This is a genomic window from Cryobacterium sp. GrIS_2_6 (assembly GCF_035984545.1).
In the GTDB taxonomy this organism is placed as follows: Bacteria; Actinomycetota; Actinomycetes; order Actinomycetales; family Microbacteriaceae; genus Cryobacterium.
Window position 1 is genome coordinate 3726478 of record NZ_JAXCHP010000001.1, and the last position, 21510, is coordinate 3747987.

The 21510-nt window shown below is 70.9% G+C and carries 22 protein-coding genes; 8 read left to right on the forward strand and 14 right to left on the reverse strand.

Annotated features, from left to right (window positions below; translation table 11 throughout):
• Positions 1-29 precede the first annotated feature (29 nt).
• A complete protein-coding gene (locus RCH22_RS18075) occupies positions 30-977 on the forward strand; it encodes an EamA family transporter (RefSeq protein ID WP_327015026.1) in 948 nt (315 codons plus the stop codon).
• 130 nt (positions 978-1107) lie between these two features.
• On the opposite strand, the gene RCH22_RS18080 is transcribed toward RCH22_RS18075, so the two are convergent.
• The 4 genes from RCH22_RS18080 to RCH22_RS18095 form a co-directional block, all read right to left on the reverse strand.
• A complete protein-coding gene (locus tag RCH22_RS18080) occupies positions 1108-2499 on the reverse strand; it encodes a protein kinase (protein ID WP_327015027.1) in 1392 nt (463 codons plus the stop codon).
• Positions 2500-2555: 56 nt separating this feature from the next.
• A complete protein-coding gene (locus tag RCH22_RS18085) occupies positions 2556-2810 on the reverse strand; it encodes a DUF6458 family protein (RefSeq protein WP_327015028.1) in 255 nt (84 codons plus the stop codon).
• Positions 2811-2919: 109 nt separating this feature from the next.
• Positions 2920-3588 (reverse strand): histidine phosphatase family protein, encoded by a 669-nt coding sequence (locus RCH22_RS18090; RefSeq protein WP_327015029.1) that lies wholly within the window; start codon positions 3586-3588, stop codon positions 2920-2922.
• A 71-nt stretch (positions 3589-3659) separates the two neighbouring features.
• On the reverse strand, positions 3660-3986 hold the full coding sequence (locus tag RCH22_RS18095) for a putative quinol monooxygenase (protein WP_327015030.1): 327 nt from the start codon (positions 3984-3986) through the stop codon (positions 3660-3662).
• Positions 3987-4170: 184 nt separating this feature from the next.
• On the opposite strand from RCH22_RS18095, the gene RCH22_RS18100 reads away from it, so the two are divergent.
• The gene (locus RCH22_RS18100; RefSeq protein WP_327015565.1) at positions 4171-5166 is read left to right on the forward strand and encodes a LacI family DNA-binding transcriptional regulator; all 996 of its coding nucleotides are present in this window, start codon (positions 4171-4173) and stop codon (positions 5164-5166) included.
• Positions 5163-6104 (forward strand): PfkB family carbohydrate kinase, encoded by a 942-nt coding sequence (locus RCH22_RS18105; protein WP_327015031.1) that lies wholly within the window; start codon positions 5163-5165, stop codon positions 6102-6104. Before RCH22_RS18100 ends, RCH22_RS18105 begins: the two co-directional genes overlap by 4 nt.
• 219 nt (positions 6105-6323) lie before the next feature.
• Here the strand turns inward: RCH22_RS18105 and RCH22_RS18110 are convergent, their stop codons facing one another.
• The 3 genes from RCH22_RS18110 to RCH22_RS18120 form a co-directional block, all read right to left on the reverse strand.
• Positions 6324-7091: an SGNH/GDSL hydrolase family protein gene (locus tag RCH22_RS18110; protein ID WP_327015032.1), complete on the reverse strand. Its 768-nt coding sequence runs from the start codon at positions 7089-7091 to the stop codon at positions 6324-6326.
• Between the two features lie 309 nt (positions 7092-7400).
• Positions 7401-8009 carry a HEAT repeat domain-containing protein gene (locus RCH22_RS18115; RefSeq protein ID WP_327015033.1) on the reverse strand — a complete coding sequence of 203 codons (609 nt, stop codon included), beginning with the start codon at positions 8007-8009 and terminating at the stop codon, positions 7401-7403.
• Positions 8010-8212: 203 nt separating this feature from the next.
• Positions 8213-8674, reverse strand: coding sequence for a GNAT family N-acetyltransferase (locus RCH22_RS18120; RefSeq protein ID WP_327015034.1), 462 nt, complete (start codon positions 8672-8674; stop codon positions 8213-8215).
• Positions 8675-8703: 29 nt separating this feature from the next.
• On the opposite strand from RCH22_RS18120, the gene RCH22_RS18125 reads away from it, so the two are divergent.
• Genes RCH22_RS18125 through RCH22_RS18135 form a run of 3 tightly spaced genes read left to right on the forward strand, consistent with a single transcriptional unit; the run spans position 8704 to position 11007 of the window.
• A complete protein-coding gene (locus tag RCH22_RS18125; protein ID WP_327015035.1) occupies positions 8704-9150 on the forward strand; it encodes a MaoC family dehydratase N-terminal domain-containing protein in 447 nt (148 codons plus the stop codon).
• Positions 9147-9587, forward strand: a complete 441-nt coding sequence (locus RCH22_RS18130) for a MaoC family dehydratase (RefSeq protein WP_327015036.1) — start codon at positions 9147-9149, stop codon at positions 9585-9587. The genes RCH22_RS18125 and RCH22_RS18130 overlap by 4 nt, the downstream gene beginning before the upstream one ends.
• 7 nt (positions 9588-9594) lie before the next feature.
• Complete coding sequence (locus RCH22_RS18135; protein ID WP_327015037.1) at positions 9595-11007, forward strand: UDP-N-acetylmuramate dehydrogenase; 1413 nt, start codon at positions 9595-9597, stop codon at positions 11005-11007.
• A 154-nt stretch (positions 11008-11161) separates the two neighbouring features.
• Here RCH22_RS18135 and RCH22_RS18140 read toward each other — a convergent pair whose 3' ends face one another.
• Together RCH22_RS18140 and RCH22_RS18145 are read right to left on the reverse strand one after the other, a co-directional pair.
• Positions 11162-12127, reverse strand: coding sequence for a hypothetical protein (locus RCH22_RS18140; protein WP_327015038.1), 966 nt, complete (start codon positions 12125-12127; stop codon positions 11162-11164).
• 9 nt (positions 12128-12136) lie between these two features.
• Positions 12137-13831 carry a PspC domain-containing protein gene (locus RCH22_RS18145; RefSeq protein ID WP_327015039.1) on the reverse strand — a complete coding sequence of 565 codons (1695 nt, stop codon included), beginning with the start codon at positions 13829-13831 and terminating at the stop codon, positions 12137-12139.
• Between the two features lie 112 nt (positions 13832-13943).
• On the opposite strand from RCH22_RS18145, the gene RCH22_RS18150 reads away from it, so the two are divergent.
• Both RCH22_RS18150 and RCH22_RS18155 read left to right on the forward strand, forming a co-directional pair.
• Positions 13944-15461, forward strand: a complete 1518-nt coding sequence (locus RCH22_RS18150) for a PspC domain-containing protein (RefSeq protein WP_327015040.1) — start codon at positions 13944-13946, stop codon at positions 15459-15461.
• A gap of 44 nt (positions 15462-15505) precedes the next feature.
• Complete coding sequence (locus RCH22_RS18155; protein ID WP_327015566.1) at positions 15506-16180, forward strand: response regulator transcription factor; 675 nt, start codon at positions 15506-15508, stop codon at positions 16178-16180.
• A gap of 172 nt (positions 16181-16352) precedes the next feature.
• Here RCH22_RS18155 and RCH22_RS18160 read toward each other — a convergent pair whose 3' ends face one another.
• The 5 genes from RCH22_RS18160 to RCH22_RS18180 all read right to left on the reverse strand — a co-directional run bounded on the left by RCH22_RS18160 (position 16353) and on the right by RCH22_RS18180 (position 21391).
• Positions 16353-16976, reverse strand: coding sequence for a response regulator transcription factor (locus RCH22_RS18160; RefSeq protein ID WP_327015041.1), 624 nt, complete (start codon positions 16974-16976; stop codon positions 16353-16355).
• Entirely contained in the window at positions 16973-18220 is a 1248-nt protein-coding gene (locus RCH22_RS18165; protein ID WP_327015042.1) for a sensor histidine kinase, read from the reverse strand. The genes RCH22_RS18160 and RCH22_RS18165 overlap by 4 nt, the downstream gene beginning before the upstream one ends.
• A 42-nt stretch (positions 18221-18262) precedes the next feature.
• The gene (locus RCH22_RS18170; RefSeq protein ID WP_327015043.1) at positions 18263-19126 is read right to left on the reverse strand and encodes an ABC transporter permease; all 864 of its coding nucleotides are present in this window, start codon (positions 19124-19126) and stop codon (positions 18263-18265) included.
• Complete coding sequence (locus RCH22_RS18175; RefSeq protein WP_327015044.1) at positions 19123-20094, reverse strand: ABC transporter ATP-binding protein; 972 nt, start codon at positions 20092-20094, stop codon at positions 19123-19125. Before RCH22_RS18175 ends, RCH22_RS18170 begins: the two co-directional genes overlap by 4 nt.
• Positions 20095-20188: 94 nt before the next feature.
• A complete protein-coding gene (locus RCH22_RS18180) occupies positions 20189-21391 on the reverse strand; it encodes a pyridoxal phosphate-dependent aminotransferase (RefSeq protein WP_327015045.1) in 1203 nt (400 codons plus the stop codon).
• Positions 21392-21510 lie beyond the last annotated feature (119 nt).

Sequence of the window (21510 nt, forward strand, 5' to 3'; positions counted from 1 at the left end):
TGACCGTGCGGGCTTCGAGGTGGCTGGTCGTGCTTGCGGCCGTGTGCTTCGGGACGACGGGCACCGCTCAGGCACTCGGCGCCCTCGTCGGCGCCGAGGCGAGCGCGACGTCGCTCGGCGCGGCGCGCATCGTGTTCGGCGGCGCGCTCCTGGCGATCCTCGCGTTCGCGGTGGCGCTCGCCGAGCGCCGGAGGCGGTCGGCCGCGGCCGACCGCGACGGCGACAGCGACCGCGAGCCGGAGCGCGTCCGAAGCCGGCTGCGCAGCTCGAGCGTGGCGCTTGTGCTCCTCGGGGCGGCGGGCGTTGACGCGTACCAGCCGGCTTTCTTCACCGGGACCGCGCAGAACGGGGTCGCGGTCGGCACGCTCGTCGCCCTCGGCTCCGCTCCCGTGCTGACGGGACTGCTCGAGTGGGGCTGGTTCCGCAGGCCCCCGGGCATCCGCTGGGCGTGTGCGACGGCGGTTGCGGCGATCGGGGTCGCGGCGCTGTCCGGGCTGTTCAGCGGGGGAGGCGGGCCCGTGACGGCGCTCGGGATCGCGGGCTCTCTCGGCGCGGCCGCGTCCTACGCGGTGTACACACTGAGTACGAAGCTGCTCCTCGATCGCGGTTGGGCGCCCGCGGCCGCCATGGGAGCGACATTCGGTGCGGCCGCCGTGCTGATGCTGCCCGTTCTGCTCGCGAGCAACCCGGTCTGGCTCGCCCAACCGGCAGGGCTGGCGACGGCGACGTGGCTGGCGGTCGTGGCGACCGCCCTCGCCTACACCCTCTTCGCCCGCGGATTGCGGGGCCTGTCGGCATCCCAGGTGTCGACGCTCACGCTTGTCGAACCCGTGACCGCGACCGCACTCGGCGTGTTCGTTCTGCACGAGGACTTCACGCCGGCCACCGTTGTCGGCGTCGTTTTTCTCGTGGCCGGACTCGGAATCCTCACAATGAACCGCCGCGCCGCACGGGCATCGACCGGCGCCTTGTCTTAAGCACCTATCACCCCTCGTCGCAACGGGGTGGAGGCGGACCAGGATCGTGCAGCGCACCAGCCCTGGACGGCGAGGTCTTCACCCGGATCCGCGATACCGGAAGCGGGATGACCCCGGCGACCTGGTGTCGTCAGTCCGCCGAAGTGCCAGCCTCAGCCGGCCGGGTGAGGTCCCTGCCGTACTCGAGCCGAAGCTCGAGTTCGTTCATGACGATGACGGCGAGGTCGCCCAGGGTCGTGATCTCGGCATCCGTCACGGTTCTCGGTTCGAAGTCGAGCACGCACAGCGTGCCGAGGTTGAATCCGTCCCGGGTGCGCAGCGGAACGCCCGCGTAGAACTGCAGGCCGAAACCACCGGAGACCAGGGGATTCGCGAGGGCGCGGACATCCGTGCGCGCATCCTCGATCACCCAGGGCTTGTCCTGCATGATCGCCGAGGCGCACAGGCCAGGGTCTCGGGAGATCTGTTCGAGGTCGAGCCCGGCATGGGACTTGAACCAAATCCGGTCCTGGTCGACGATGCTCACGATGGAGATCGGCACTGAGAAGATCCTGGCGGCGAGTGCTGTGATCCGGTCGAAGGTTCCGTCCGGAGGAGTTTCGAGGATCTGCAGACGGGCGACCGCAGCCATCCGCCCTGCTTCGTTCGTCAAGAGGGGAATGGTTTCCTCGCCCCTGTGCCTGCCCGTCTCCGTGATCACGGCCTGGCGGAGCGCGAGCACCACCTCGCCGATGTCGGGCCGGTCGGCGGGGTCCCTGGCGAGCATGGTGGACAGCAGGTCGCGCCAGGCCGGCGATATGGACGCCGGGATCACCGGATCGCGCAGGAGGCGGGCGACGGCCGCCGGAGCCGGCTGGCCGGGAAAGGCGAGTTCCCGGGTGAAACACTCGAGGAGCACCAGTCCGAGAGCGTAGACGTCACTCGGCGGTCCGACCTCCTCGCCTCTGGCCTGCTCCGGGCTGAGGTACGCCGCCGTTCCCGACGTCATGCCACCGTTCGTCAGGCGCTCACTCGCCGGGGACAGCGCGATGCCGAAGTCGGTGAGCTTGGCGCGCGCCCGGAACCGGGTGCTGTACTGGGCGAGGAGGATGTTCGCCGGTTTGATGTCCCGATGCACGATGCCTCGCCCGTGGATATACTCGAGGCCCTCGGCCAGGTCATAGCCGAGCTGGGCGATGTTCCGCACCGACAGCGGACCTTCGAGGAGTCGCTCCCGGAGGTCGACACCGTCGATGAGTTCCATCACCAGGAAGATCTGGCGCCGATCGGGCGTGGCCCGGTGCACACCGACGTCGAAGAGCGTCACGAGGCTATGGTGGCTGAGGCTTGCGAGCACGTTGATCTCAGCCTGCTGGCGCTGGATGTCGTCCTGTTCGATGGCGACGGTCGTGAAAACCTTGATCGCGACATCTCGGCCGAGCCTGTTGTCGGCGGCCCGGTAGACGGACGCCATGCCGCCGCGTCCGATCAGCTCCTTGAGCTGGTAACGGTGGCCAAGAAGCCCTGTGGGTTTCGCGGTCATCTGACCCTGTCAGTGTCGAGGTTTCGGTTCGCCGGGATATCCCGAACCTGGGAAATTCAGATCAGCGGGTCGCGCTCGGTCGTCTGCCGGGTGGTCTGTTCACCGCTGGCAGGATCGACGGCCGACCGAGTCGTAGAAACAGACTGTCGCCGCCGCGTGATCAGCACGATGCCGAGGATGACTCCGACAAGTCCGGCGAGCATCAGGATGTAACCGATCGTCTTCAGGTCGATTCCCGCGACCTGGAGATCAACGGCGAATGCAAGGATCGCTCCGACGACAAGGAGGAAGATGCCGGCGCCAATGCTCATCGTGTTGTCCATTCTTCGGGGTGCGGCGAGGCCGAGTCCGAGCGATCCGGCGTCGTACAGTTGAATCAGATTAGCGTAGGTACGCCGAAAAGAGAACCGGTGGGCGCGCTCAGAATCCACGGTCCGCTGGCAGTCCGGCGGGTCCGGATGAGGCGGGGGTGCTCGTCAGGACCTCGGGGAGGACGCTGCCGATCCAGCTCTCCGCGGTCCACCCTGTGAGCGGCGAACCAGTGACGACGATCGTGCCGGTATTGCTGAGCGGATTGTCCGACACATAGCCGGCGTGGAGGTTGCTGCAGGAGTACCCCGTCCAGGCGCGCAGGATTGCTCCGTGGCTGACGAAGGCGACGGTCTCGAGCCCGAGCTCGGCGGCCTCCGTCACGACCCGGTCGAACCGGGCGAAGGTGTCCCTGCCGGACTCTCCTCCGGGCATCACGGCGTCGAGGTCGCCGTTCGCCCAGGCTAGGAACGTCGTGCAGTACGCGTCGACGGCGGCCCGGTCGTGGCGTCCCTCGAGGTGGCCGGCTCCCACCTCGCGGATGTCATCGCGGACGTGGGCCTCGAGTCCCCGTGCTGCCGCCAGCGGTGCCGCGGTCTGCTGGGTGCGTACGAGGGTGGAGACATAGAGGGCGTCGATCGTCACCGTTTCGAGGGCGGCCACGAGATTCCCGGCCTGCTCGCGACCGAGCGGCGTGAGGTCGGCGCCGGGGTGCGCGGTGTCGAGGAGACCACCGACGTTGGACACCGTCTGGCCGTGCCGGATCAGGATGAGGCGCATGGTTACCTTTCGGGACGCCCGGTCGTCGGGCATCCGCTTCTAGGATGCCCAACGTTCGGCCCTCGCAGAAATCAGACGGGTAGAGGGGTGAGCCAGGTCAGCTCCGATCCCTCGCCCTTGATCAGGTCGCCGAGGGCGGCGTTGAACACTGTCCCGTATGGCGCCGTGATGTGCGCCTGGAACGCGTCGGCGTCGCGGTACACCTCGTAGACGAAGAACTCGAGCGGGTCCGAAACGCGCCGGTGCGGGTCGAAGGTCACGTTGCCCGGCTCCCGGCGAACGTCGACGGTCAGGCCGGCGAGGAGCGCGGCTACCTCGTCCCCGCGGCCGGGGAGGGCGGTGAATTCGGCGAACAGGGCGACGGGCTCGCCGGGATGCGTGGGTGGTGTGATGGTCATGCCTTCCTGGCCCCGGTCATGATCGGTGCTCTCTGACAACGATGTCAGTGATCATCCTCAGCGTTGAATGTAATAAGGTCAAGTGCAATCGTGAGGCGGAGACCAAACTGTGACATCGATGTCAGGACCGGAAGACTGGGCGGCGGGCCCAGTAGACGTCGTCGACCCGCGTGCCCGCCCCACGATGAAGAACGTTGCAGCGCTCGCCGGGGTGGGCGTGAAGACCGTCTCCCGGGTGATCAACGGTGAACCGAACGTGTCGCCCGCCACCATAGCCCGGGTGCGTGCCGCGGCCGAGAGCCTGGACTTCCACCCGGACCTGCACGCGGGCAACCTGCGCAGGGCCGACGGCCGCAGTGGCACCCTCGGCCTGCTCGTCGGCAGCGTCGGCAACCCGTTCTCCGGCGCGATGCACCGCGCCGTCGAGGACGCGGCCAACGCCCGCGGAGTCGCGGTCTTCGCGTCGAGCCTCGACGACGACCCCGACCGTGAAGAAATCGCGGTGTCCGCGTTCCTGCGCCGTCGTGTCGACGGCCTCATCCTCACGACCGTGTCGAAGAGCCAGGGCTACCTCCTGCCCGAGTTGCGCCGCGGCACTCCCGTCGTCTTCGTCGACCGCGAGCCGGCCGGCGTCGAAGCGGATGTCGTCGTGAGCGACAACGCGGCGGGCGCGGCGGCCGCGACGCGGCATCTGCTCTCGTACGGGCACCGGCGGATCGCCTTCCTCGGCGACCGGGCCGACATCCAGACGGCGCAGGAACGCCGCAGGGGGTTCCTCGAGGAACTCGGGCGGGCGGGGGTCGCGACCGCGGACATCCCGCTCATCACCGGCCTGCACGACGAGGACGCCGCGAACCGCGCGCTGATCGCGTTGCTCGAGTCGGAGCATCCGCCGACCGCCGTGTTCAGCAGCCAGAACCTCATCACCATCGGCGCGGTGCGCGGCCTGCGCGAGCGGGGCGCACACCACACGGTTGCGCTCGTCGGCTTCGATGACGTGCCTCTTGCCGACCTGCTCGAACCGGGCGTCACGGTCGTCGCGCAGAACCCGCACGAGATCGGCCGGCTCGCCGCCGCACGGATCTTTGCCCGACTCGACGGAGACCGCTCCGCCGGGAGAACCTATGTTGTACCAACCGAGCTGATCACGCGCGGATCAGGGGAGATGAGACCGAAATGACAGAAAACGCGACTGCGCCAGGCACCGAGACTGCAGGTGCGGGGGCGACCCGCCCGCGCGTCGTCGTCGTGGGCGATGCGCTCATCGACGAGATGCGCGAACCCGGTTCAGTGCAGGAGTTCCCCGGTGGGGCAGCGCTCAACGTCGCTGTCGGCCTCGCCGTCCTCGGCGTGCCGACGACCTTGATCGCGATGGTCGGAGATGACGCAGACGGCGCCGTGCTCCGCGACTTCATCGCCATCTACGACGTGGAGCTGATTGCGACGCCCGGACCATTCGGGAGCTCCCGGGCGACGTCGGACCGCACCGACGGTGAGCCGAGGTACGCCTTCAACGAGGCAGCGCAGAAGCGGCGCATCGAATTCGGTCCCCGGGAGCGGGCCGCGATCGACGCCGCGCCGCTCGTCGTCGTGAGCTGCTTCCCATTCGACGACACCGCGCAGACGGATGAGTTCCTCGCCGCGGTCGGCGACGGCGAGCACCGCCTCGTGATCGACCCGAATCCGCGGGCCGGGATGCTGCATGACAAGGCCCGCTTCGTGGAGAACTTCGAGCGCGCCGCAGCGAGTAGCCTGCTGACCAAGGTCGGCGACGAGGACGCGGAGCTCCTCTACGGCAGTAGCCTCGAGGACTTGAGCGAGCGCCTCGTCGCGAGCGGAACGCACCACGTGCTCGCGACCGCGGGCCGCGCAGGAGCCTCGATCAAGACCGAAGACGGCCTGCTCGTGAGCGAGCCGATCGCGTCCTTGCCCGGCGTGGTCGTCGACACCATGGGCGGCGGCGACGCGACCCTGGCCTCGAGCGTGCAGAGTTTCCTCAGCGACGGCGTCCCGAAGGATGCCGCAGGCTGGCAACATCTGCTCGCGAGCGCCATGCGCATCGCGGCCGCGACCTGCCGCTCTGAGGGAGCCCTGCTCCGCGTGCCGCCCGCCCTCTGAGCCTCGCCGCCGCCGCCCTCCTGCGCGCACGCTTGCGGTCGCGCGTCGTCGTCGTGGCGTACCTTCCGTCTCGAAGTGGGCTGGCGGTCTCGGGGCGCCTCCGGCGTCCCGGGGCGATCGGTAGAGCGCGCGCCGCGAGAAGTGACGCGCGCCTCGAGACGTGACGCGCGCCTCGAGGCGAAACGAGCGGCTCGACGCGCGCCGCGGGGCGGTCTCGGCTCAGGCGGGGTCGACGGCCGTGAGGAGCGGGATCTTGGGTTCGCGGCCGTCGCCGGAGGACTTACCGGTCAGGCGCCGCCCGATCCACGGCAACACATAGCCGCGGTAATAGGCCGCGGTGCGCATCCGCTGGGCCGGAGGGGCCGTCGGAGCTCCCGACGCGTCCGTCGCCGACCACTCCGCGGGAACCGGCACGCCGAGAGCCGTGAGCACATTGGACGCGATCAGGGTGTGCCCGCTCGCGTTCAGGTGCAGCTTGTCCGCCGACCAGTATCGGGTATCGGTGAGTCGGGCATCCGCCCAGTTGTCGACGAGCGTGACGCCGGGCCGGGTGAAGGCGGCGCGGGCGGCGTCGGCGAGCTGGTCACCGCGGCGTTGCATGAGCGAGCCCAGGGGGAGCTGCTTCGAGGGGTTGCCCCCGCTCAGCACGAGCACGTGCGCGCCGTGCGCGAGCCCGGCCTCGACGACCTCGTCCATCAGACCGACCACGCGCGAAATCTCCACGCGAGGGCGCATCATGTCGTTGCCGCCACCGCAGATGGAGAGCAGGTCGGGGGCCTGGACCAGCGCGGGCTCGAGCTGTTCGGCCACGATCGGGCCGAGCAGGCGGCCACGCACGGCGAGGTTCGCGTACGAGACCGGGGCAGCGGATGCCGCGGCGAGCCCGAGCGCGACGAGGTCGGCCCAGCCGCGTAGCCGCCCGTCGGGGAGTTCGTCGCCGACCCCCTCGGTGAAGCTGTCACCCATGGCGATGAAGCGCTGATACATCCGACCCCCAGTTGCTGCGGGCGTGCCCCGCGTCCGTCACCTGCGCGATGTTACCCGTCCCGCGGCTGTTTCTGCGCGCATGACGCCCCGCATCCTGCTGCGCGCGCGACGCCCGGCGCCGGCTTTCGGCAACCCTCGCTGGGCCGCGGGGAGTTACGCTGCACCTGCGCCGCTCCGCGCCAAGCGTGCCTGGCGCGGAACGGCGCAAATAGAGCGTGGAGCGTGGCGCGGCGTGGCGCGGGCCGACCCGGCCTGGCGCGGAGCGGCGCAGGCGGCGCGCGGAGGAGCTGATCGGCTGCGGTCGCCGGGTCAGCGCTCGGGGTGGGTGTGCTTCGTGCCGTGGGTCTGTTCTTCGCCCTGGCTCGGGTCGCGGGAGAGCTGCCAGCGTTCCTGCAGCACGTCGCGGGCCTGCTGGGCGGCGCGGCGCACCTCCTTGTCGGGGTCGCGCAGTCGCTGCACGATCGTGGGGAGGTTTTCCTCGGTGCCCTGGGCGGCGAGGGCGTGCAGGGCCGCGGCGCGCACTCGCGGAACCTCGTCCGTCGTGAGGCGCACGAGCTTCGGGGCGACCTGGAGGTCGCGCAGCTGCACGACTCTGGCGCACATCTCGCGTACCCGCCAGGCCTGGTTGTTCAGCCCGACGACGATGTACGGCGCGGCCGACTCTCCCCAGACGTAGAGCAGCGCACGTGCGCCCCACAGCTCGGGCCAGTACAGCGCGGGAGCACCCTCGAGAATGCCGAGCGCGTGGCGGCCGCCGGCGTAGAGGAGGAAGTCCTTGCCGGCGTTCTTGGCGCGCAACAGGGCCACGGAACTGTCGACCACCGCGGTCTCGCCGTAGTGTTCGACGGCCGCGTGGATGCGCTCGGCCGTCGGAAGGTCGATGGGAAGGTCGGGGTGTGGCTCTAATTTGTTATGCATAGCACTCCCCACGGTACTGCCCGGGAGGCCCAGGGGCCACTGCCCGCGCGTCTCCCGCCCCGCGTCCTCATCCCGCGAGAGTGCACTTTTGGCCCTTAACCGGGTGTCTTGGGTTCAGGGGGTCGTTGCAACACCCTGGGCATTGAGGTGTCGCATGGCTCTTCGGCCACGACGAGGGGCGACGAGGGGTGCTGGGGGCGGGGTCAGCGCGTGGGGGCGTCGCCCAGCATCCGCTCGAAGCCGGTCGCGTGCTCGTAGACGCCGTAGTTGCCGATTTCGGTGTAGCCGAGGCTGCGGTACATCGCGAGGGCCTCCGGCTGCCGGTAGCCCGTTTCGAGGCGCAGCCGGGTGTAGCCGAGCTCTAGGCCGAGCGCCTCGAGCGCGCCGAGCACCGCGGCGGCGTGCCCCTGCCTGCGGTAGGCGGGGCTTGTCCACAGGCGTTTCGCCTCGCAGGTGTCGGCATCGAACCGACGGATGCCGCCGCCCGCGACGGTCACGTCGCCCTCGCGAAGCACGATGAAACCGCCATAGGGTGCCGCGAAATCCGCGGCCTTGTCCTCGAGGACGTCATCGCCGCCGCCGTACCGCAGCGTGTATTCGCGATTGAGATCGCTCAACAGGGGGACCACCTCGGCGTCGGACAGGCGTACGCGTACAAATTCCACGGATCCAGTCTGCCCGGTAAACTCCTCGTGTGTCTGTCAACCCCGAACTGCAGGGCCGGGTCTTCCCGCCCGTCGCCCCTTATCTCGTCGGTCGGGAGAAGGTGCGGGAGTTCTCCCGTGCCGTCTTCGCGCGCAACCCGATCAACCACGATCCGGCGGCCGCCCGTGCGGCCGGATACTCCGACGTCGTCGCCCCGCCGACCTTCGCGGTCGTCGTCCAGGAGGCCACGCTCGCCCAGCTCCTCGCCGAGCCCGACGGCGGCATCGACTTCAGCCGCGTGGTGCACGGCGAGCAACGCTTCACGTTCAGCCGCCCGATCGTCGCCGGTGACGAGCTCACGGCGACCCTGTCCGTCGCGAGCGTGAAGAGCCTCGGCGGCCACTCGATGGTCACGGCGGAGTCCCGCGTCGTCGACGCGACCGGCGCCCACGTTGTCACCGCGACATCCACCCTCGTCGTCAGGGGAGACGAATGACCCAGGAACCCGCGGCCACGCCCGCACTCGATTCGCTCACCCTCGGCCAGATCGTCGCCACCGGGCTCTTCCCGCTCACGCGCGATTCCCTCGTGCGGTACGCCGGGGCATCCGGTGACTTCAACGCCATTCATTATCGCGACGACGTCGCCGTCTCCGTAGGCCTGCCCGGCGTGCTCGCCCACGGCATGCTCACGATGGGCCTCGCCGTGCAGCCGGTCGTCGACTGGGCCGGCGACCCCGCCCGAATCGTCGACTACCAGGTGCGCTTCACCCGCCCGGTGCTCGTCGATCCCGTGCTCGGCGCCGTCGTGTCCGTGGTCGCGAAGGTCGGCCGCATCGAAGCGGATGCCGGCATCGTGCGCATCGACCTCACGGTCACCGCGAACGACCAGACCGTTCTCGGCAAGGCGCAGGCACGCGTCTCGCTCGCCTAGGCCCCCGATGACGGACCCCGCTTTCAGTTCGGTGCCCGCACCAGCTTCGGCGCCCGCACGAGCTTCGGCGCCCGCGTCCGGGCAGGCCGACGTGGACGCCGGGCACGACCTGACCGCCGGTATGTTGCCGGCGGATGCTGCGCCGACGACGTTCGCCGAACTCACCACGATCCGCACCGGCGGGCGACCGCTGTTCCTGCTCGCGCCGGAGACGGAGGACGAGCTCATCGAGACCGTTCAGGACGTCTGGGCGTCCGGCGAGGACTGGCTGCTGCTCGGCGGCGGCTCGAACACCGTCGCGGCGGACACCGAATTCGACGGTACCGTCGTGCGAGTGCTGACCCGCGGCATGACGCTTCTGGAGCCCGGGCGAGCCGCCGACAGCGCCGATTCTTCTGCTGCTGCTGCTGCTGCTGCTGCTGCCGGTGCCGCTGACGGCGACGCTGTCGCTGTCGCTGTCGCTGCCGCTGCCGCTGTCGCTGTCGCTGCCGCTGCCGACGCCGCTGCCGGTGCCGGTGCCGACCGCGTGGTCCTGCGGGTCCAGGCCGGTGAACCCTGGGACGATCTCGTCGCCCACACCGTCGCGCAGGGCTGGTCGGGGATCGAAGCCCTCTCCGGGATCCCCGGCTCGACCGGGGCCGCGCCGGTGCAGAACATCGGCGCTTACGGCCAGGAACTCGCCAACAGCCTCGTCGCGATCGACTTCCTCGACTATGAGAGCGGCGAACGGCGCCGCATCCCTGCCGCAGAACTCGAGCTCGGCTACCGCACGTCCCTGCTGAAGCACGGGCTCCGCGGCCTCGTCGTGGCGGTCGAGCTGGAGCTGTGGGACACCGCGGCCGAGGCATCCGTTCTCGGGGCAGCGCTCAGCCGCCCCCTCGCCTTCCCCCAGCTCGCGGACGCCCTCGGCGTGCACCTCGGCGACCGGGTGCCGCTCGCGGACGTGCGCGCGACCGTGCTGCGGCTGCGTGCCGCGAAGGGGATGCTGCTCAACCCGGGCGACCCGGATACGACAAGCGCCGGCTCGTTCTTCACAAACCCGATTGTGTCCCTGAGCTTCTCGAGGACCCTGCCTGAGTCCGCGCCGCGCTGGCCGCTGAACGACCCCGAGCTTCCCGACCGGGTGATCCCGCTCGAGGACTACTACGGGATCGGCCCCGTGCCCGGCGCGGCCCCGGTGGTTCCGCTCGTCAAGCTCAGCGCGGCCTGGCTCATCGAGCATGCCGGAATCTCCCGCGGCTTCCGGTTGCCCGGCTCCCGCGCCGCGGTGTCGAGCAAGCACACCCTCGCCCTGACGAACACCGGTGGCGCGAGCGGCGAGGAGATCGCCCAGCTTGCCCGCTTCGTGCAGCAGCGCGTGCAGGCGGAGTTCGGCGTGATACTGCAGCCGGAGCCCGTGCTCGTCGGCCTCGGCCTGTAGTTCCTGGTTTCGCTTCCTTGCGCCTGCCGGCATCCGCTCTCACGCGCCATTTGCGCCGCTCCGCGCCAGGCATACCGGTAGCGTAGCGGCGCAAATGGCGCGCGGGACGGGGCGGGGCGCTCAACCAACACCCAAGTCCGAACTCGGGGCCCGGTCAGGTCGCGTGACGGGCGGCCGCGGCGATCCCCGCGACGATGAGCACGAGCCCTATCAGGATCACGCCCCCGAGCAGCCACAGCGCGGGGTCGGTCTCTCCGGGCACGAGTGTGCGGTAGATGATGAAGCCCGAGAAGGCGAGCATCACCGTGCCCCAGAAGATCGTGCCGAAGAGCGGATGCCGCCGCCGCGCCGGCGCCGCGGGCCACGTCTCCGGGGCGTTCGCGCCCGGAGCCGCGTAAACGGGCGCAGTCGGTGCGGTCGGCGCCCGAGGTGCGCGCGGCGGCGTCGAGCCGGACGAAGGGGTCGCAGCCGCGCTCCCAGCGCGGCTCGCGCTCGCACCGGCGCTCGCACCCGCAGCGGCACTCGGTGCCAGGGGCGCAGCGCTTTCCCGCGGCGCGGCGAATGCGGTGAACTCCGGATTGACCGGCTCGGTTGGGAGTACTTCGGTGTCGACGTTTCCTGAACGGTCCGTCGTCCCGAACGGGAGCACATCGGTCTCCGCCGCCGATGCGCCAGAGGGGGTCGTGGACTCGACCGGTTGGACGGCGGTCTCCGCGGTCGATCCGGCAGACGCCGTCGCGGCCTTGGTCGGTGGGACGGCTGTCTTCGCGGTCGATGCGGCCGAGAGGGTGGCGGACTCGGTCGGCAGGACGGCAGACCCAGCGGTCGTTCCGGCGAGCGGCGTAGCGGCCTCCGTCGGCAAGACCGCGGTCTCGGTTGAATCGGCTGAGGGCGTCCGTCCGGATGCGGCGGAGCCAGACTCGAACGGGAGCACTTCCGTATCGGCCTCCGAGATCGGGAAGGGGGCGTTGAGGCGGAGCACGGCGGTCTCGGCGGACGCGGCGTACTCGGACGATTCAACGTTCTCGGGGGAGCCTGCGGAGCCGGCGGCGGTCGCGGGCGGCTTTGCGGAACCGCCGGAACGGCCCGAACCGGTGGGCGGGGTGACGGGATCGGTCATGGCGGACTCCTATCGTGCGGTGCCGACGCGGGCGCCGGACTGGGTGAGGTCGACCTGGCCGGCGAACGACCAGACCCGAACGTGGGTGACGGCCCGGGCATCCGTGCCGTTGACGGTGCGCACGTCGCGGATGAAGATGCCGGCCCGCTCCGGGTCGCCCGATTCCCCGCCGGTCGTCACGACGCCGGCGAGGAGGTTGACCTCGACCTCGACGGGTCGGTCGCTCGGCAGCACGAGCGTCGTCACACCGAATCCGAGCCAGACGTCGATCGTGCGGACGTCCTTCGCCGGGGCGTTGTCGAGGGCGCTGATATCGACGGTCGGCGTGCCGGCGAACATCGCGTAGCCGGGGGGAGTCCCGGCCGAGGACGAGGGCACGGCCCAGTTGTGGGTGCCGGCGAAGTCGAACTGGGTGCCCTGCGGCATCCAGCCGAGGGCGACGAGGGTGAGCGCGGCGAGGAACGCGAGCCCGCCGAGGGCCCCGCTCTCCCGGCCACGGATGCCGGACACGATCATCCCGATCGCCGCGACGCCGAGGGCGACGGCGAGGCCGAGCACGAACACGGAGTTCGACCAGACCCCGTGCGCGTAGACGGATGCGACGATCGCCCCGGCGAGCAGTGCGAACCCGAGGGTGATCGCCGAGAGAGCGGCGCTCGGCCGGCGGCCGCGGCGCCAGGCGGCGTGTTCGGCCTGGCGCTGGCGCTGGCGCTCCTGCCAGGCGAGGTTCTGCTCGCGCCAGGCGCGGTTCTGTTCGGAGCGCACCCGGTACTGTTCCTGCCAGGACTGGTTCGCGGCCGTCGCGCTCGCCGCGGTCGCCGGGTACGCAGCGGTTGCGGGCGTGCCCGGTGCGCCCGGGTAAGCGGATGCGGCAGGGTAGGACCCCGGCGTCGCCGGCGGGATCCCGTTCCGGTTCCGGTAGTCGGCCTGGTACGGGTTCTCGGTCGCGGATGGCGTCGCGGTCCACGACGATGGGGGGGCGAAGCCGGCGGACGCGGCCGGGCCGGCGGTGCCCGCAGAGGCCGCGGCGCCGGGCGCGGGTGGAGCCGGAGGAGCGGGAGGAGCGGGGGGCGCGCCGGGCGCGGGCCGGGTCGCACCGGCATCCGCTGCCGAGCCGTAGCCCGAGGTGGGACGCGGACGCTCGCCCGAACCGGAACCGGGACCGTAGCCGGAACCGCCGCCGCCGCCGTTTCCGCCGCTGCCAGGACCGCGGCGCACGAGGTAGAGCACGAGCCAGACGATGCCGGCAACGACCGCGAGGCCCCACGCTGCGCTCAGCGAAGTGCTCAGCCAGCCGGGCATGCCCCAGGCCGCGGGCGGTCCGTCCCACCAGAATCCGCGGGTGAACGGCACGATGGTGAGGAGGAGGACGGCGCCGATCCCGATCATGGCGGGTTGGAAGCGGCCGCGGAGGGCTTCCTCTGCGTGGATGCGGCCGAGTGCGTTGGGGAGCAGCGCCCAGCCCACCGCATAGACGAAGAGCACGGGTGCCCCGAGCACGGCGAGCACGAACGCGATGCCGCGCACGATGATCGTGTCGAGTCCGGTGCGGCCGCCGATGGCGCCGCAGACCCCGGCGAACCAGCGGTCTGCGCCGCGGACCATGCCGCTGCGGCGGATCCAGTCGAAGAAACGGGTGAGCTGGTCTGGACCCGACGGGCCCGGGCCGGCCGGGTATGTCGGATTACGCGGTTGATCGGTCATAACATCACTCAACCACTCGCGATGGCGCGCTGCTATCGGGGAGAACCCTGAACGGACCCTGAGATCTGGCCGCACCGGATCGGGGCGGCCTTCGGGGTGCTTGGATGAAGACATGAGAACCGAGCGGATGACCCGGCCGCGCCAGCGGATCATCGCCGGCGTCTGCGCGGGCTTCGCTGAGCACACCGGGTTGTCCGTGCCGGTGGTGCGCAGCGCGACGCTGCTGCTCGTCCTGGCCGGCGGGGCTGGCGCGCTGCTCTACGCCTGGCTCTGGGTGACGACGCCGACCGCAGCGGCGAACCCGGCCCGGTTCGCGGCCGCCGAGCTCCCCAAGGCGAGCCTCGCGCGCCCGGCGCCCGGGTACGCCGGTTCCCCCGGCTCCGGCCACGGCCTCGGCGGTCCCGCGGATGCCGCGGCCGAGCGAGCCGCCGCTGCCGCGTCTTCGGCCCGGTCGGCTCCGATCACGGAGATCCTGCTCGGGCTCGCGCTCCTCGCCGCCGGGCTCACTCTCGTCGCGAGCCGGCTCGGCGCCGACATTCCGCTCGCCGTGGTCATCCCCGCGATCGTCGTGCTGTCGGGGACCGCGCTCGCCTGGCGGCAGTTCGCGGACATCCGCGGCGGTTCGGAGCAGCACTCGTCCGCTCTGCTCGTGCGCGCGCTCGGCGCCCTCGTGCTCGTCGCCGTCGGCATCCTGCTGTTCTTCGTGACGAGTGACAGCCCCGACGGTTGGACGGTTGTGATCGCATCAGCTTCGGTGCTGCTCGGCGTCGTCGTCGTGATCGCGCCGTGGCTCGTGCGGCTCTCGCGCGACCTCGCCGACGAGCGCGCGGGACGGGCGCGCGAGGCCGAGCGCGCCGAAATCGCTGCGCACCTGCACGACTCGGTGCTGCAGACGCTCGCACTGATCCAGCAGAAGGCCGGGCCGCAGAGCGATGCAGCCCGGCTCGCCCGCGCCCAGGAGCGGGAGCTGCGCGAGTGGCTGTTTACCGGGACCGGGACCGGCTTCGGCGCTGGCGCTGGCGCTGGTACTGCCGCGGGAGCGGATGCCGGTGCGGGCGGGGCCGGCTCCGGCGTCCCCGACGTCGACCTCCCGACGGCGCTCCGCCGGATCGGGGCGGAGCTCGAGGCCGATTTCCCGGTGCAGTTCGACATCGTGAGCGCGGGCGCGAGCCTCGGCCCCGCCCCGGAGGGGCTGCTCGCCGCGGGGCGCGAGGCCATGCTCAACGCAGCGCGGCACTCGGGCGGGCCGGTGTCCGTCTACCTCGAGACGGGGGCGAACGCGGTGAGCCTCAGCGTGACCGACCGCGGCCCGGGCTTCCGGCTCGACGACGTTCCGGATGACCGGCACGGCGTCCGCGAGTCCGTCATCGGGCGGATGCGCCGCCTCGGCGGCTCCGCGCTCGTACGCCCCGGCCCCGGCGGTGCGGGCACGGAGATCCTGCTCACCCTGCCCACGGCGACCGCTCCCGCAGATCCTGCCCTCCCGCACCCAACGAATTCGACGGACTTTGTGATGAAAATGCACGTGAGCGGCTCGGAAACGGCCGAAAACCCGAAAAACTCCGTCGAATCGGTTCACCCCGACCCGGCCTGGCCTGCCGCTGCGGATGCCGATGGGAGCCGCTCGTGAGCGAGCCGCACGGCGCCCCAGACCCCGGCACCGATCCCGGAAGCGTGCCCACCCCACCCGCCTCGACCGCTGGGCTCCCCGTCGTGATCGTCGACGACCACTCGATCTTCCGCTCGGGCCTGCGCGCCGAACTGGACGCGGACATCCGAGTGCTCGGTGAGGCCGCGACGGTCGACGAGGCGATCGCCCTCGTGGTCGCGCTGCAGCCGCGGGTGGTGCTCCTCGACGTGCACCTGCCCGGCGGGCGCGGCGGCGGGGGGAGCGAGGTCATCCACGACGCCGCGCACCGGGCGCCGCACACCCTGTTCCTCGCGTTGAGTGTCTCCGACGCCGCCGACGACGTGGTCCGGGTGATTCGGGCGGGGGCGCGCGGCTACATCACCAAGAGTTCATCGGGGGCCGAGGTCTCCGACGCCGCCCGCCGGGTCGCGGACGGCGACGCGGTGTTCTCGCCCCGGCTCGCGGGGTTCGTGCTCGACGCGTTCGGCGCGGTCGCCGGGGAGACCGCCGAGACGACCGAGGAGCTCGACCGCCTCTCCGCGAGGGAGCAGGAGGTCATGCGGCTGATCGCCCGCGGGTACACGTACAAGGAGGTCGCCGGGAGCCTGTTCATCTCGCCGAAGACCGTCGAGACGCACGTCTCAGCGGTGCTCCGCAAGCTGCAGCTCTCGTCCCGCTACGAGCTCACCGCCTGGGCGCTCGAGCGCAAGCTGCTCTAGCCTGCCTTCTGCATCCGCCCGCGGGCCCGCACAGTCGCCGAGAGTCGCCGATCCGCCGACTGACCCCGGCGCACCGGCGACGGCGGGCGCGAACGGCGATTGTCGGCGGGCACGCGGGGCAAGCGGGCGGGCGCGCCGGGCGGGCGGTGCGCGGGGGCGAGCGGATGCCGGGCTACAGCAGCCCTAGTTCCATCGCGCGGGTCACGGCGCGGGTCCGGTCGCTGACCGCGAGCTTCTCGAAGGCGTGCAGCAGGTGCGTCTTCACGGTCGCCTCGCTGATGAACAGGGAGCGGCCGATCTGCGGGTTGCTCTCGCCGGCGGACACGAGCCGGAGCACGTCGAGTTCGCGGGCCGACAGGCGCGGCGTCGGGTCAGGCATCCGGTGCACCCGGTGCACGAGCATCGCCGCGATCGACGGGGCGAGCGCGGTCTGGCCACGCGCGACCGAGCGCACGCCCTCGATGATCTCCGCCTGGGGCGCGGCCTTCAGCAGGTACCCGCTCGCTCCGGCCGCGATCGCGGCCAGAATCTGGTCGTCGCTCTCGTACGTCGTGAGGACCAGCACCCGGGTCCGCTCGTTCGCCGCGACGATGAGCGCGGTCGCCGCGACGCCGTCGAGCACAGGCATCCGCAGGTCCATCAGCACGAGGTCGGGGTCGAGCGCGGCCGCGAGCGCGACGGCCTCCTCGCCGTTGCCTGCCTGCCCGACGACCTCGATGTCGCCGGCGCCGCCGAGCAGCAGCGCGATACCGCCGCGCACGATCGGGTGGTCGTCGGCCACGATGACCCGGATCATCGCTCGTGCCTCACCGATTCGACGGAGATCGTGGGGTTCCCGGCTTCCGCCGCCGGCACGGTCACCCGCAGCACGGTGCCGCCGCGTTCACCGGCGCCGACCGTGAGCCGGCCACCGACGAGGGCGAGCCGGTCGCGCATCCCCGAGAGGCCGAACCCGTTCTCGTGCGCGGGAGCATAGGCGCCGAGACCGCGACCGTCGTCGGTCACGGTGAGCACGGCATCCGTGCCGACGCGTTCGAGGCGAACGGATGCCGCCGCCGCGCGGGAGTGCTTGCGCACGTTCGCGAGGCCTTCCTGGGCGCAGCGGAGCAGCACGACCTCGTTTTCCCGGTCGAGCCCGTCGAGCTCGGTGTCCGCGAGGATCACCCGCACCTGGATGCCGGTCTCGCGTTCGAAGCGCCCGGCGAGGCGGCGCAGGGTCTCGGCCAGGGTCGAATCTCCGACGCGCACGGGCGACATGGCCGCGACGAGGGTGCGCGCCTCGGTCAGGGCCTGCCTGGCGGTGTCTTCGATGAGCTCGACGGTGGGCCTCGCCCCGCTGTCTGCTCCGAGCTCGTTCCCCGCGCGCTGCGCGAGCATCACGAGGCTTGTCAGGCTCTGGGCGATGGTGTCGTGGATCTCCCTGGCGAGGCGTTCCCGTTCGGCCGCGCTCCCGGCATCTCGGTGCAGGGCGGCGAGTTCGTCCTGGGCGAGGCTGAGTTCCTCATAGAGACGCCGTTGGGTGCTGCCGTCGCGAGCGATGCGGGTGATCCAGGCGCCCATCGCGATCGCGAAGACGAAGGAGATCCCTTCGGTGGTATACGCCTGCCCGAGGGCTGCGGGAGTGCCGCCGATGCCCAGCCAGAGACCCGCCCCGGCCGATGCCGCCAGGAGGGCACTCAGGACGACGGAGACGAGGAAGGAGTCGGTGAGCGTCCAGAGCAGCGGGAAGGCGATCGCCTGGAGCGTCGCCAGACTCGGATTGAACGCCGCTGCGACGCCCACGCCGACGATCAGCACTCCGCGGAAGACGGTCGCGGCCAGCGAGGCCGAACCGGTCCGTCCGTTCGGGCAGGCGATCGCGCGCCGTCCGAAACCGAAATAGCCGATGCCGATCGCGGCGAGCGTCGCGAGCGCGCCGATGCGCCCGAGCTCGTGCCCGTACCGGTACTGGTCGGCGGCCGCGAGCATCCCCATCAGCAGCAGTGACCCGCCGACGGCGACATCCCACCAGCGCAGGGTCGTCATGGCCGGAATCCTCATGCGCCCAGCCTCCCACGCTCGCCGTGACCGGGGAACATCGGTTCAGCTGTCCATGCGGATCCAGCGGAACGTCACCCTGCTGAGCACAAGCCCGACCACGAGCCAGATCCCGAGGTTGAGGGCGACGAGCGGGAGGTCCCAGACTCCGTTCTGCTCGAGGCTCGCGAAGCTGTCCGGCAGGAAGACCGAGCGCATCCCCTGTGCCATCCATTTGAGCGGGAACAGGCTCGCGACGTTCTTCATCCAGTCGGGCAGCACGTAGAACTGCAGGTAGACGCCCGAGATGAACTGCAGGATCAGCACGATCGGGATCACGACGGCGGTCGCGCTCTTGCCGGAGCGCGGCAGCGCCGAGAGCGCGATGCCGAGGAACGCGCAGGCGATCACACCGAACAGGAATACCCAGGCGAAGGCCAGCCACTTGGCCGGATCGGTCGGCAGGGCGATGTCGAGCATGAACCGCGCGACGAGGATCAGCAGGGCCGCCTGGATCGTGCCGGTGACGAGCACCTGCCCGATCTTGCCGATGAAGTAGCTCAGCGGGGACAGCGGGGTGCCGCCGAGCCGTTTCAGGGTGCCGTCGCTCTTCTCGCCGGCGATGTCGACCGCGAGGTTCTGAACCCCGGAGAGCAGCATCCCCGCCGCGAGCATGCCCGGAAGGTAATACGCGCCGACGCTGACGCCGCCGCTGCCATCGGGCGCGCTGCCGATGTTGCCGGCCGAGCCGAACGCGGCCGTGAAGATCGCGAGCATGATGAACGGGAACAGGAACGTGAAGAACACGCTGTCCGGGGTGCGGAAGTACATGCGCGCTTCGTAATACACCCGGGCGAGGCCGAGTCGCAGCACGCCGTGGCGGGCCGAGCGGACGCCGCCGGTCCCGGCAGTCGTGTCGATCGCGGTCATGCGAGCACCTCCGTGCTCTCGTCAGAAGCAAAAGCAGAAGCTGGACCAGCGGACGCCGCCGCCGTGGTTTCCGCGCGGTTCTCGCGCACGAGACCGAGGTAGACGTCCTCGAGGCTCGGGCGGATCACCTCGAGTTCGGCCGGTTCAGCGCCGCCCGCAGCGCCGCCCGCCGCGCCGCCCGCGGCGACGAGTTCGGCGACGACCCGGCCCGGCTGGTCCGTGCGGACCTCGTGGGGCTCCCCTGCGACATCCCGCCAGCGGACGAGCGGCACCCGGGCCTCTGCCCCGCCGATCTCGTTGATCGCGCCGATGTCGATCAGGCGGCCCCCGGTGATCACCCCGGCGCGGTCGCCGAGCTGGGCGGCCTCGTCGAGGTAGTGGGTCGTGAGTAGGATCGTGGTGCCCTCCGCCTTCAAGCTGCGGACGAGGTCCCAGAACTGGTGCCGTGCCTCGGGGTCGAACCCCGTGGTCGGTTCGTCGAGGAAGAGCAGTTCCGGCCGGCCGATGATGCCGAGCGCGACATCCACCCGCCGTCGCTGCCCGCCGGACAGCCGGCTGATGCGGGTCTTCGCCTTGTCCTCGAGGCCGACGGCCGTGATCACCTCCGCCACCCGCCGGGGGTTCGGGTAGAGGCTCGCGAAGTGCGCGAGCTGCTCGGCGACCGTGACGTTGCCGCTCTCCCCGGTCGACTGCAGCACGATGCCGAGCCGGGCCTTCCAGTCGAGGCCGCCGTGATGCGGGTCGGTCCCGAGCACGCTCACCTCACCGCTGGTACGATCGCGGTAGCCCTCGAGGATCTCGATGACCGTGCTCTTGCCTGCGCCGTTCGGGCCGAGGAGCGCGAAGGTCTCCCCTGGCCGGATGTCGAAGCTGATGCCTGCGACGGCCTCGAACGCGCCGTAGGACTTGTGCAGGTCGCGCACGCGCACGACGGGGTCTGAGCTGCTCGCGGGAGTTGTGGTCTTCATACCGAAAGAATCCCACCAGAGGCCCGGGAACGTAAGCGTCCGCCCGGCCGACCCTGGCATCCACCGGTCGGTGGATGCGGGGCCGGCTGCGACGTCAGGCGAAGAGGCGCTGCAGGCGGCGGATGCCTTCCAGCAGCTGGTCGTCGCCGAGCGCGTATGAGAAGCGCAGGTACCCGCTCGGGCCGAACGCTTCGCCGGGAACAGCGGCGACCTCGGCCTGGTCGAGGATCAGGTCGGCGAGCTCGAGGGAGGTCGTCGGCGTGACGCCGCCCCAGCTGCGGCCGAGCAGTCCGGTCACGTTCGGGTAGACGTAGAACGCGCCCTGCGGCGTCGGCGTCACCATGCCGGGAATCTTGTTCATCTCGGAGACGATGAGCCTGCGGCGCCGGTCGAAGGCCTCCCGCATCGCGATCGCGTCGTCCTGAGGACCGGTGAGCGCGGCGATCGCGGCGCGCTGCGACACGTTGGACACGTTCGAGGTGAGGTGCGACTGCAGGTTCGCCGCCGCCTTGATGGCATCGAGCGGGCCGACCATCCAGCCGAGGCGCCAGCCGGTCATCGCGTACGTTTTGGCGACGCCGTTGACGAGGATGGTGCGGTCGGCGAGGGCGGGAACGGCTTCGACGATCGAGACGGCGCGCACTCCGTCATAGGTGAGGTTCTGGTAGATCTCGTCGGTGATGACCCAGAGGCCGTGCTCCTCCGCCCACTCGCCGATCGCCTTCGTCTGCTCCGGAGAGTAGACCGCGCCGGTCGGGTTGGAGGGCGAAACGAAGAGCAGCACCGTGGTGCGCTCGGTGCGGGCGGCCTCGAGCTGCTCGACCGTGACGAGGTAGCCCTGGTCGCTTCCGGCGAAGACGTCGACCTGCACGCCGCCGGCGAGCCGGATCGACTCCGGGTACGTGGTCCAGTACGGGGTCGGCACGATGACCTCGTCGCCCGGGTCGAGCAGGGTCGCGAAGGCCTGGTAGACGGCCTGCTTGCCGCCGTTGGTGATGACCACCTGGGCTGGGGAGACCGCGAGGCGGGAGTCGCGGAGCGTCTTCGCCGCGACGGCCTCGCGCAGGTCGGGGAGACCCGCGGCCGGGGTGTACTTGTGGTTCTTCGGGTCGCGCACGGCGAGAAGCGCCGCCTCGACGATATGCGCGGGCGTCGGGAAGTCCGGCTCGCCCGCCGCAAAGCTGATCACCGGTCGACCGGCCGCCTGCAGGGCCTTGGCCTTGCTGTCGACCTTGAGGGTCGCCGATTCCGCGATGGAGCCGATCCGGGTAGAGATTCGCTTGAGTTCGTGAGCCACAGAACGAGCATACGGTGGCCGCACCCGCGCGGCCAGCATCCGTCCCGGCGGCGCCGGCTTTACAGTCGTGCCGGTGTGACCTAGACTTGATCGAGGTAGTTGAAATCTGCCATGCTTTT